General features: G+C 50.6%; 9 protein-coding genes. 2 read left to right on the forward strand and 7 right to left on the reverse strand.

Features of this window, described 5'->3' with window-relative positions:
- Nucleotides 1-105 precede the first annotated feature (105 nt).
- The gene (locus tag QOR60_RS03180) at nucleotides 106-2688 is read left to right on the forward strand and encodes a YfhO family protein (protein ID WP_283581907.1); all 2583 of its coding nucleotides are present in this window, start codon (nucleotides 106-108) and stop codon (nucleotides 2686-2688) included.
- A gap of 83 nt (nucleotides 2689-2771) precedes the next feature.
- Here the strand turns inward: QOR60_RS03180 and QOR60_RS03185 are convergent, their stop codons facing one another.
- The 6 genes from QOR60_RS03185 to QOR60_RS03210 form a co-directional block, all read right to left on the reverse strand.
- A complete protein-coding gene (locus QOR60_RS03185; RefSeq protein ID WP_283581908.1) occupies nucleotides 2772-3299 on the reverse strand; it encodes an adenine phosphoribosyltransferase in 528 nt (175 codons plus the stop codon).
- A 15-nt stretch (nucleotides 3300-3314) separates the two neighbouring features.
- Nucleotides 3315-5645 carry a single-stranded-DNA-specific exonuclease RecJ gene (recJ, locus tag QOR60_RS03190; protein WP_283581909.1) on the reverse strand — a complete coding sequence of 777 codons (2331 nt, stop codon included), beginning with the start codon at nucleotides 5643-5645 and terminating at the stop codon, nucleotides 3315-3317.
- 10 nt (nucleotides 5646-5655) lie between these two features.
- On the reverse strand, nucleotides 5656-5913 hold the full coding sequence (locus QOR60_RS03195; RefSeq protein ID WP_283581910.1) for a LapA family protein: 258 nt from the start codon (nucleotides 5911-5913) through the stop codon (nucleotides 5656-5658).
- Between the two features lie 10 nt (nucleotides 5914-5923).
- Nucleotides 5924-6733 (reverse strand): SDR family NAD(P)-dependent oxidoreductase, encoded by an 810-nt coding sequence (locus tag QOR60_RS03200; protein WP_283581911.1) that lies wholly within the window; start codon nucleotides 6731-6733, stop codon nucleotides 5924-5926.
- Between the two features lie 10 nt (nucleotides 6734-6743).
- Nucleotides 6744-7691, reverse strand: a complete 948-nt coding sequence (gene rnz / locus QOR60_RS03205; protein WP_283581912.1) for a ribonuclease Z — start codon at nucleotides 7689-7691, stop codon at nucleotides 6744-6746.
- 167 nt (nucleotides 7692-7858) lie between these two features.
- Nucleotides 7859-9319, reverse strand: a complete 1461-nt coding sequence (locus QOR60_RS03210; RefSeq protein ID WP_283581913.1) for an NCS2 family permease — start codon at nucleotides 9317-9319, stop codon at nucleotides 7859-7861.
- A 136-nt stretch (nucleotides 9320-9455) separates the two neighbouring features.
- Here QOR60_RS03210 and QOR60_RS03215 point away from each other — a divergent pair, with 136 nt between their 5' ends.
- Nucleotides 9456-9734, forward strand: a complete 279-nt coding sequence (locus QOR60_RS03215; RefSeq protein ID WP_283581914.1) for a hypothetical protein — start codon at nucleotides 9456-9458, stop codon at nucleotides 9732-9734.
- Nucleotides 9735-9843: 109 nt separating this feature from the next.
- Here QOR60_RS03215 and QOR60_RS03220 read toward each other — a convergent pair whose 3' ends face one another.
- Complete coding sequence (locus tag QOR60_RS03220) at nucleotides 9844-11715, reverse strand: acyltransferase family protein (protein ID WP_283581915.1); 1872 nt, start codon at nucleotides 11713-11715, stop codon at nucleotides 9844-9846.
- Nucleotides 11716-11905: the final 190 nt, after the last annotated feature.

Genomic DNA, 11905 nt, shown 5'->3' on the forward strand with positions numbered 1-11905 from the left:
CGTGGTAGACTAGGAAAGAATATTATCGGTAATAAACTGGAGGTTTTTGCAATCAAACGTACTAAACAATTTCTAAAGGACCATTATCAATTGATCCTAAGTTTCATGTGTCCTGCAGCCATCATGTTGGGGTACTTCATCTACCGGCACATGGCCCCCTTTGGCTCCCAAACAATTTTAACGGTCGACTTAGGGGAACAATACATTGATTTTTTCCGTTACTTTAAGCACATTCTGTTACACCCTAGTGGCTTCTTCTATTCCTTTAGTAAGGCCATTGGGGGCGGAATGTTTGGTGACGTTGCGTACTACCTATTAAGCCCGTTTAACCTCATCCTGCTCCTCTTCCCGGGAAACAGCATTGTATCGGGAATCCTGTGGCTCACAGTCCTCAAGTATGGTTTGGCTGGGCTTGCCTTCGGGTACCTATTGAAAAAGCGCAACCTACAAACCGGTGTAATGGTGCCCGCCTTTGCAACCAGTTACGCACTAATGGCATGGTTCGTCGCCAACCAGCTCAACTTGCTCTGGCTTGACGCGGCCATTTTTCTCCCGTTGATTGCCCTAACCCTCATGAACATGTTGGAGGAAAAGAACAGGTATGCCTACTCCCTAATGCTTGCATTAATGATGGTCATCAACTACTACATGGGATACATGATCTGCATCTTCCTGGTGCTCTTCTTCTGCTGGTTTGAGGCAAACCGCCACATTTCACGGCAACAGCTTTTCAAGGACGGATGGCTTTTCATTAAGCGCTCCCTTCTTGCGGCAGCAATTGGGGCAATTATTCTATTACCAACGGCATACTCCCTGCTTAACAGTAAGGGGGCTTATACCCAGGCAATGACTACCAAGTTCCAGTTCTTCCTACCAAAGATTATGTCGAAGATGGTTCTTGGCGCCTACAGTTTTAACCAGATGTCATGGGGATTACCGAACATCTTTGTTGGTAGCCTGGCCCTCTTTGGAACCATTGTCTACTTCCTGACGTCCCGGTTTAGTTGGCGTCAACGGCTGGCTGCTTTGACAGTCAGCGTGTTTCTTGTAGTTTCAATGACGTTTGACCCCCTTGTCCTGTTCTGGCACGCCTTTCAGTTCCCTGTTTGGTATCCGTGCCGGTTCTCATTCGTAATTAGCTTCTGGATGGTCTTCCTGGCAGCGGTCACGTTTAAGAACGAGCACCTTACAATCACGTGGTGGCAAGCGGGAATCGTCGCGCTCTTATTCGGGGGAATAATCACCTACAACTTCGTTAACATTAAAAAGTTTGGCTACGTTAACCCTACCGAACTCTACCTCTCACTGGCATTCGGGATTGTTATTCTTCTACTGCTCTTTATTCAGCCGGCTGACCGGTTTGTCCATCTTCGAAACGTTTTGCTTTTCTGTGCGGTTCTGGGTGAAATGGGAACCAACGTTGTCCTCTCCCTCGGTAGTATTACGTACCTATCAAAGAGTGACTACGACGTTCCTGCAACCCAGTTAGCCGTTGATAGCCGCCAACTGCACCAACTGGATGACGGTTTTTACCGGGTAAGTGAACTTTATAACCGGGACCGGAACGACGGGATTGCGTTTAACATGCATACCGGTTCGTACTTTAGTTCCGCCCTTGAAAAGGCAATCCCTGACTTTTACGGCAAAATTGGGGACCTTGACGGGGATAACAACGTTTCTTACAGTAACGGAACCGTGGTGTCGGACGGGCTGCTTAACATGAAGTACGCCATTGCCCCGACAACCAACCAGACCACCCCGCCGCTCAACCAATTAACCGAGATTAATAACCTAACGCTTTACGACCGGGTCGACTCAACTGCGCACACGGCCATCTTTAGAAACCCGTATGCTGCCGGAATTGCGTACGCAGCCGGCGACAAAATCAAACACATGCCGGCAATGTACGATAATCCGATTGCATACCAAAACGAGTGGCTCAACGCAGTTTTAGGGAACAAAAAACAACGGAGTTACTTCAAAGTAGCCGACTTTAACGGTGTTCAGTATACAAATTCGACCGGTGGTAATACACTTACTAACCAAATTTTTTCAAAGAAAAACCAGGCTAACGACGGTAAGATTGCCTTGACCTTTGTCCCGGATTCAAACGACATCTACTACCTAACGCTTGGTGCGGCACTGGCAAGCCAAAACAACAACGCAACGGTCTCGCTGAATGGTCAACCACTTTACCAGGATGGCAGCTTCCGGCACACCGTGATTGCGAACGTCGCAAGTGAGAACAAACACCAACGGGTGAGTGTTTCAATTGACTACACCCAACCTAGCGTTCAACTTCAAAACTTCGTGCTGTACCGAATGAACAACCACGCTGTTACCCAAGGGCTTAAGGATGTCCAGCGGCATTCCCTCCACGTTACGCGGTTCAGCTCCCGGAAGATTATTGGAACAATTACTGTTCCACGCGACAAGCACATCGTGACAACAACCATTCCGTACTCAAAGGGCTGGCACGTCCGGGTTGACGGCCGCCGGGTAAAAACCTTTAAGGTTCAGCAGGCTCTCATGGCGTTCAACGTTCAACCAGGAAAGCATACTATCAAGATGACGTACACCCCGCCGTTCTTCTACGTGGGACTGCTTGTCAGTCTTCTGGCAATCGCCTGGGTTGGATATCAACTCCGTGACTCATTTGAAGACTTGAAACGGCGGATGCGGAAATAACCATCCTGCTTAAAAGAGGAGAAAATGGTGGAAACTGATTGCTCAGTTTCCACCATTTTTTATATCGTTAATAAGATTCCTAACTACTCACCATCAAAATCCATTAGTGCCAGCGTATCGTACCCCTTAATCCGCTCGCGACCCTTCAGCTGCGTCAGCTCAATTAGAAAGGCACACCCAACGACAATCCCACCAAGTTGTTCAACAAGGTCAATCGTCGCGCTAATGGTTCCACCAGTAGCTAGTAAGTCATCCGTAACAAGGACGCGCTGGCCCGGCTTAACCGCATCTTTGTGCATGTACAGAGCAGACGTTCCATACTCCAAGCTATACTCAGCCTTTACGGTTTCACGGGGAAGCTTCCCTTTCTTCCGGGCAGGGGCAAACCCGACCCCTAACTCGTAGGCGACCGGTCCCCCGACAATAAAGCCCCGGGCTTCCGGCCCAACAATCATTTCAACGCCCTTATCCTTAGCAAACTTTACAATCTGATCCGTTGCTTCCCGAAAAGCAGGACCGTCAGCTAAGAGTGGTGAAATATCCCGGAAAATAATCCCCTTTTCCGGATAATCAGGAATACTTGCGACGTACTTTCTTAAATCTAATGCCATTTTTGTAATACTCCTTTACTGGGCAGCCTTTCCAGCTAATTCTTGTACCAATGCCGTTAGGGCACTTACCGAACTATCCAGTAATTGATGCTCAAGCAACACCGCATCCGCCCGGGCTTTATACCGCGGTTGCACCGTTAAATCAACGGTTTGATCCGTCGACTGCGCATCCATCAACCCCGCATTGACCGTCACTAATCCAGCATCTTGTAATACCTGAATCATGAACACTAGGTCAGTTACCGGGAGATGAAGGTACGTTGCCAGCTCCCCAATCCGGTGCCGGACATCAACTTGGTGATGTTGCCGGGCGAACTTATAGAGTTTACCAAATTGTGCCCGACTTGGCAAACTTAGTCGTCCTGCGCTGTGATGGGCAAGAATTCGCACCTCGACTGGTTGGACCGCCTGCATCACCCGTTTAAGCTGGGCGCGGGTAGCTGGACAATCCACCACCGTAAGGGTTTCTGCCGGCTTTAGCGCCGTGGTTGCAGAACAAACCGTTATATCTTTTCGCGAAGGCAGGTGGGTACACAACTGGTGGGCCAGCTGTTCGTCAAAACACACGTATAACCCTGGGGTTGTAAATAACCCTGGTCCCCACCGGTGAGTCCGGTTATCAACCACCTTGATCGCACCAGAGGCCGTTTCTGCCGCCTCCGTTGTCATCATGTCCTTAATCATTACCTGCGGCGTCGTCCGGCCCCGAAAAACATTTTTACTCAATTCGCCAACAAGCCGCAGGGTGGCCCGATCCTGCTTGATAAGCGGAATCGTATCCCCAACCGAAAAGGCGACGGCATTCAACCGCGCTTCCTGAAACGTTACCCGCAGGTGTTCCTGGTCCTTCCCCATTGCGCTAATTGTCGGGGGAGTTGCTCCGGTAATTTCAAAGACGGGTTTAGGATTTTCCGGCCCAAACGGCGCAAGCACCGCTAATTCGTTAATCAGGTTCAAAGTCACCTGCTGGGCCGAAAGCTGACCACTGATGGTTAATGCGGGTTTCTCTGGACGAGTAACCTGTGCGGAGTACTCCTCATCAAGAACCGTTTGCAGGCCCTGCAAGGCTTCCTTAGTACAGGCCAAGCCACACGCCATGTGGTGCCCTCCAAAATTCGTCATTAAATCTCGGTGACCATCCAGGGCGGCAAAGAGATTATAGGCTGCAACCGACCGGCCAGACCCCTTTGCTTCTCCCCGCCGACTATCATAGTTTAGGACCACGGTAGGATTTCCGGTTTGCTCAACTAACCGGCTTGCAACAATTCCTAAGACGCCTTCGTGCCAGTCAGTCCCCCAAACCACGTTTACCGCATGGGAATGTTTCTTATGGGCCAAATACTCGCCCGCTTCAGTAGTAATTTGGTCCACTAACTGCTTACGCTGATCATTTAACTTCGTTAGGTGTTCCGCTAACGCTGTTGCCCGCTCCTGGTCGAAGGTCGTCAGTAATTCAACCCCCTCCTGAGCGCTTTCCATTCGTCCCAGCGCATTCAGACACGGTGCCAACGTATAGCTGATTGTTTCTTCGTCAATCTCTGTAAACGAAGTATTAGTCGCCTTCAATAACGCTTGTAACCCCGGGCGCGAAGTTGTCCGTAAAGCTGCCAGCCCAAACGTGACAAGTGCCCGGTTTTCGTCCACTAACGGAACAAGGTCGGCAACCGTCCCCAACGCAACCAGGTCAAGAAGTTCTGCCGGCGGTTCCTCTAAAAGCGCAGATGCCACCTTAAAGGCAACGCCCGCACCAGATAATCCGCCAAACGGGTACTGACCGGCAGGATGACGGGGGTGAATCACCGCGGTTGCTACTGGAAGTTCCTCAGGAAGTTCGTGGTGGTCAGTTACCACAACGTCCACTCCCCGCTTCATCGCATCCGCAATCACATCTTTTCCAGAAATTCCGTTATCGACGGTTACAATTAACTGCGTGCCCGCAGTAATCAACCGGTCATAAGCTGCCTTATTCGGCCCGTAGCCGTCCTTAAACCGGTCGGGAATGTACGCTTCAACATTGGCTCCAAGCTGCTCGAGGGTTTCAACCATAATGGCAGTACTCGTCAAGCCATCAACGTCGTAATCGCCGTATACTACGATTTTCTCTCCCGCAACAATGGCCTGCTTAATCCGCTCAACCCCCGCCTTCATATCATGCATCTGGAAGGGATCATGCAAATCAGTCTCCTGCGGGTGTAAAAAACCGTCAATTGTTTCGACCGTCCGGTAGCCGCGGTCAACTAACAAATCAACTACTAACCGATTTAATCCCGTTTGCTGGACCAACTGCTCGTAGTCAACGGCTGGGTCCTCCTTTAATGGCACCCACTTACTCTTTGCTTTAACCACAACTTACCACCTATTTGTCCGTTTGCTGGGAGGCCTGCTTCTTGCTCATCCGCTTATTCTGCGTTTTCAACCGTAGAATGGTCGGCACCGCTCCCATAAAGGTAATAACCATTCCAATTAGAAGCGCACCCACAATAATTACGACTAACGGTAGCCGGACAGTTCCAAACAAGAAGTAAACCGTTACCTGCTGAAAGTTAGCCATTGCAAAAATAACCACGATTAGTGCAAGAACAACAGCACCAATCAATTTCAATTGTCGTTTCATTTTCATTCCCCTATTTCTTGTTAAACACCGTCGCCGTCAACCAATCTGCTACCCGGGGAGCCCAATCATACGCCCGGTGAGCCGCCTCAAACAGCCACGGCGTATTCAACTCGCGTTTACCCGTGAGAACGGCCCGGACTACCTGAGCAGCCACCTTCTCTGGTGTTAGGGCTAACGATCCTAACTGGTCAAGGTAATCAGCTGCCGCTCCTGCATGCGCAAAAAACGGGGTGCGCATCGGTCCCGGGTTAACCGTAAGCACGTGCACTCCCGTCTGCCGTAACTCAAGACGAAGGGCGTTTGAATAGGCAATTACAGCTGCCTTCGTTGCAGCATAGACCGCCGCTTTGGGGGTCGCAACCTTTCCCGCACTCGAAGCCACGTTCACAATCGTTCCGGAATGGCGGGCAGCCATTAACCGGGCCATTTCCCGGCTCGCGGTAATGGTCCCTACCGTATTAACCCGAAACATTTGTGCGGTAACTTCCGGGGGCATTTCAATCGCCGGCATCATCCTGCCAAATCCCGCACAGTTGATCCCAATCTCAATTGGTCCAACCTGCCGTTCAACCGCTGCGATTGTTCGCACTACTTCACTGGCATTCGCAACGTCCGTGAGAAACAGGGTTGCCGGCTGCCCTGATAGCCGGGCACATTTCCGGGCTACCCGGGTTAACTGTTCCTTCCGCCGGGCACAAACAACGATGCGGGCGTGCTCGGCAGCAAACGCGTACGCAAGCTGCTCGCCTAGTCCCGAGGACGCTCCCATGATCAGCACAACCCGGCCTGCAATCCTTTGAGAATGACGAAAGTGATTCATCGCTTTCCTCCTAGTTATCAGCGGAAAATGGGACCGGAATGACGTCGAAGTCCCGGACCACCCGGGTTGCTGGAAAAACATCCCGGGCATCGTTAATTAACTGCTTAATCGCCGGCCCCACATAACGGGCTGAGATATGCGTTAAGAGGAGCTGCTTAACCCCTTCTTCCCTGGCAACCGTCGCTGCCTGAATACACGTTGAATGGTAGTAGTTCCGCGCTAACCGCGCTTCGCCCTTCCCAAACGTACTTTCATGGACAAGGACGTCCGCCCCGTGAGCAAGCTGGCGAATCGTCGCTGTTTGGCGGGTATCTCCCAGAATCGTCACAATCCGGCCCTTTTTCGGCGCCCCAACGTAATCTTTCCCTGAAATCGTTCGCCCATCTGCGAGCGTTACCGTTTTTCCGGCCTTCAACTGGCCGTAAACCGGTCCAGCCGGAATACCGTCAGCCTTTAGGCGGTCAACCTGCAGTTCCCCGGGATAATCCTTTTCAATCACCCGGTAACCCACACACGGAATCCGGTGATCGAGCGGCGCATATTCCACCCGGAAACGCTCATCGTCAACGGCAACTCCCGCTTCGTTAGGTGCAAACTCGACAAACTTAAGCGGATACCCCAGATGCGTCTGGGATACTCGCAGGCTCGTCCGCACATACTCCTGAATTCCCCGGGGGCCGTAAATTGTTAACGGGCCCATCTGATTTCCGCCCTGAAATGACCGGCTACTCAAAAATCCCGGGAGTCCAAAAATATGATCACCGTGGAGGTGCGTAATAAAAATGCGCGTAACCTTCCGCGGGCGAATCGTTGTCCGTAAAATCTGATGCTGGGTGCCCTCGCCAACGTCAAACAACCACACCGCATTACATTCATCTAACAGCTTTAACGCGGCAGCCGTAACGTTGCGGGACTTTGCTGGGGAGCCAGCACCAGTTCCTAAAAATTCAATTTCCATTATTTTTCGTACCCGATTTCTCTTTATTTGCCAATTAACGGCACACAAAGCCATTTTATCACGGATTTTGGCAAACCTCAGCCCTTCGTTATTCTCATCAAATAAGAAACCCAGGCAGAATGACAGCAAAAAAAAGGTTGAGCATCACTCAACCTCTTCCCCATAAACTATTCGATAATCGCTAACACAATAAAATTAAGGATAAACAGTGCCGTACAGATCCACATCATTGGATGGATTTCCTTGACCTTCCGTTTGGCCAACTTTACGAAGATGTAGAAGATAAACCCGGCCGCAATTCCATACGCAATACTGTAACACAGGGCCATGAACCCAGCGGCAAAGAACGCCGGAATGGCATCCTCAAGGTCCGCCCATTTAATATTAGCAAACGATGCCATCATCATTACCCCCACGACAATCAGTGCGGGCGCCGTGGCTGCATCCGGGACAATCGCAACGACCGGGGCCAACAGACTGCTCAGGGCAAACATTACGGCAGCGGTAAGGCTCGTTAAGCCCGTCCGACCGCCAGCACCGATTCCTGATGCACTTTCCACAAACGTTTCAACGTTTGATGTTCCGAAAATGGCCGCAATAATTGAACCAGCGGCATCGGCAATCAACGCCCGGCCCATCTTATTGTTCATCCCAGTTCCCTGATCAAGGGCCTGGTGGTCAGTCGTTGTAAAGATTCCTGACCGCATCCCCGTTCCGATAAACGTACCAATCGCATCGAAAATATCAGATAAACTGAAAGCAAAGATTGTCATTACCGCAAGTAATAACCGGCCGGGATGACTCCATAGTGCGCCCATTCCTTGGGCTCCGAACGCCGCTCCCATCGTGCTTCCAAGCTGATGGAAGGCCGTTCCTAGGGAAGCCCCGGCTGCAACGTGGAGATTAGTCACCCCAAACGGAATTCCGATAATCGTCGTGGCAATAATCCCGATTAGAATGGCACCCTTCACGTTCCACATCAGGAGCACCACCATAATTAGCAATCCTACTAATGCTACCAGCGGGGCGGCGTGGTTAAAGTTTACCAGGGCAGGAGTAGCACTACTGTTAGCCACAAACGCATGCACCCCACCAGCGTAGTGGGTGGCTGCCGGATGGTACGGTACGCCGTTAATGCTCGTAATTCCCGCCTTATCCACGATGAACTTGATAAAGCCAGCGTTTTTCAGCCCGATGTAAGCCACAAACAATCCAATTCCCCCGCCAATTGCGTGTTGCAATACCGGCGGAATCGCCTGAATAATCAGCTGCCGAATCTTAGTTACGGTAATTAAAACGTCAATTACCCCGCATAAAAAGACGAGCGCCAATCCCTGCTGCCATGTAAAGCCGAGCTGCAAAACCACGGTATACGCAAAGAAGGTGGCCAACCCGAGCCCCGGCGCTAACACGTAGGGGACGTTTGCAAAAAACGCCATAATCAACGTACTAACAACCGATGCAATGATGGTTGCCAGAAAAATTGCTTGACGGGGCATTCCCGTCGTTCCTAAAATATTAGGCGCAACAAACAATATGTACGACATTGCGAAAAAGGTTGTTAACCCGGCAACAATTTCGGTACTAACGGTCGTATTGTTTTCCCGCAACTTAAATAACTTGTTCATCAATTCTACCCCTTATCTCACAAAGTTAGTGCCATTATAGCGCAGATTCTTCGGAACTTTAAGGGAAAAAGATGCTTTATTCTAATATTTTGATGCAAAAATGGACTAATTACGAATTTTGAAAGGAGAATTTCCCGTGTTAATCCACGATTTTCTGAATGCAACCACCGGTGTCGCTCCAACAACACCGGTATATTATGACACTACCCCGGCAGTCCCGGTAACCCGGGGACCGTTAGGACACGACCACCTTACACTAGTTCCGGCTCCCCACCCCATCACCATCAAAGCACTCCAACACCAGCTCGCCCACTACGCTCCCGGGTTTCACCTTGATTGGCAACCCGCACCGGAGGAAACCAGCCGCCCGGTCTTTGGTTACCGGATTGCTGCGGGCCGTTTGCTTATTAAATAACGCCAAAACAAACGGGTGGAACGGAAAAATGTAGCCAACGAACCATGGAATTCGCTCGGCTTCTTACTTCCACTCCACCCGTTATCACTTCGGAGATATTCCTTTGCAATTAATGGTGCTTAAGAATTTGCTTAGCGACAAAGTTACTGAAGAAGTTAAGCCCGTACGGATTTGGATGTACGTTATCGGCGTAGAACCAATCGGTATGCCCGTTACTAAACTTGTACCAGTTAATAATCGTTAAGTTCTTGTACTTCTTCTTACTTGCCGTTAACTTAGTATTCACTTCATTTTGCCACGGCCGCGTTGGCACATGGACGTTCACCCAGTAAACGGGCCGGTTCCCCGCTAACTGCATAATTTGTTTCATTTGGTCATCCGTAAACGGCCCGTTGGTTCCTTCAACCACTAACAGCGGCCCGTTCAGCTTCCCCTGCTTCTTTAAGTCCTGAAGAACCGGAATTGCCTGATCAACCTGCCGGCCAACCTTCGCGTTAATAAACATCTGTGGGAAAATCTTCTGCAATGCGGCTGACGAGTCCGCCAAAACGGAATCACCGACCGCCGTAATTTTCATTTTCTGCGCCTGCTGCTGCTCGGCAGAAGTCAACCGAATCGATGCCGGTAACTTAGGCCCCGAAGTTTGTTGACTAGCATTCGCCGCCTGCTGCCCACTCTTCCCGTGCGCCAGGGCTGCGTTATGCTTATTCACCGCCTGCTGGTTCTTTTGAATCGCCTGCTGAAGTGCCTGACTGCCGTTTTCCGGGTTCGGCTGCTTCGGTGCCGGCGAACAGAAGCCGTACAAACCAACCGCTAACAGTGCAAGGACCGGCACCAACGCTAACCGCCGCCAGCCGTACCGGGAATGCCGCTTGAAGAATTCGCGAATTGTACTCCGAATTTGCCCCCACTTAATCCGGGCAATTGGTTTTTCAATTAGGTGATAGGATACATCACTAATTACCAGAATCAGCGCAATCTCAATCAACGCATAAATCACCGGGTGAGTAGCAACGTTAACCTTTGCTTCAAACAAAACCATCACCGGATACTGGTACAGGTAAATTCCGTAGCTTCGCTGCCCAATCCACGTAAAAATCCGGTTTGAAAGCGCGCGGTTCATGTCCGCCCCAGGATGGGCAACCATCGCAATCAGAACAGCCGTTGCAATACAAAACAGCAACATCCCGCCCCGGTATAACCACGGCCGTTCGTCATCACAAAAGCCGCACATAATAACCACTACAACCAGTGCGCCAAACCCTAGGAGATCAAACGCTGTTCGCCGCCCCCAGTCGAGCCGCGCCTTTAGCCGGTTTAACGGCCAGATAACCGCTAACGCTGCTCCGATGAAAACAGCAAAGATCCGGGTATCCGTTCCGTAGTATACCCGGGACGGATCCTTCCCTGGTTGGTACAAAACGGCCATCAAAAGGGCTGATAACAGCGCTAACCCCACTAAACTGAAGAACAGGGCGCCCCGCCGTTCACGCAAGAACTTAAAAAGAAACACCATCAGGAAGGGCCAAATCACTAAAAACTGGAACTGAATTGCCATAAACCAGAGGTGGGTAAACGGGGACTGCACCCCAAACCGCGCAAAGTACGACTGATGGTGCGCAATTTCATACCAGTTGTACACCCCGCACAGGTTACTGATCACCGCTCCCCTGATGTGCACTAAAAGGGAGCGTTGGAAAAACGCAATGTAACCCAGCGTTGCCGCCAGAACCCCTACCAGGGCTGGGTACAGCCGCCGAATCCGCCGCCAATAAAAATTAAGCAGGTCCAGCCGGCCGGTCGTTGTCCACTCCCGGATAATCGAACTTGTTACCAGGTAACCAGACAACACAAAGAAAATTAGCACACCCATGAAACCACCCTTGAACTGGTAAACAAACAGGTGGTACAGAATGACAAACGCGACTGCTAATGCACGTAACCCATCAAATCCCGTAATATACGTCTTTTTTTGCTCCATACTGTTCTCCTCATCCCAACCCAGTCTCTCCTGGAATCAGTTATCACCCACCAATTATAGCGCGTTCGCTTTTAGTTGAATATAACAACTTGCTGTAATTTACAGGATTTTCTTTCCCGCCTTCCGCCTGCGTTTCACCGGGAAGTGATTGCTATTACTTAACCACCAATCCTAAAGCAAAAACGGGCTG

The sequence above is a fragment of the Ligilactobacillus hohenheimensis genome (assembly GCF_947381805.1).
In the GTDB taxonomy this organism is placed as follows: domain Bacteria; phylum Bacillota; class Bacilli; order Lactobacillales; family Lactobacillaceae; genus Ligilactobacillus; species Ligilactobacillus hohenheimensis.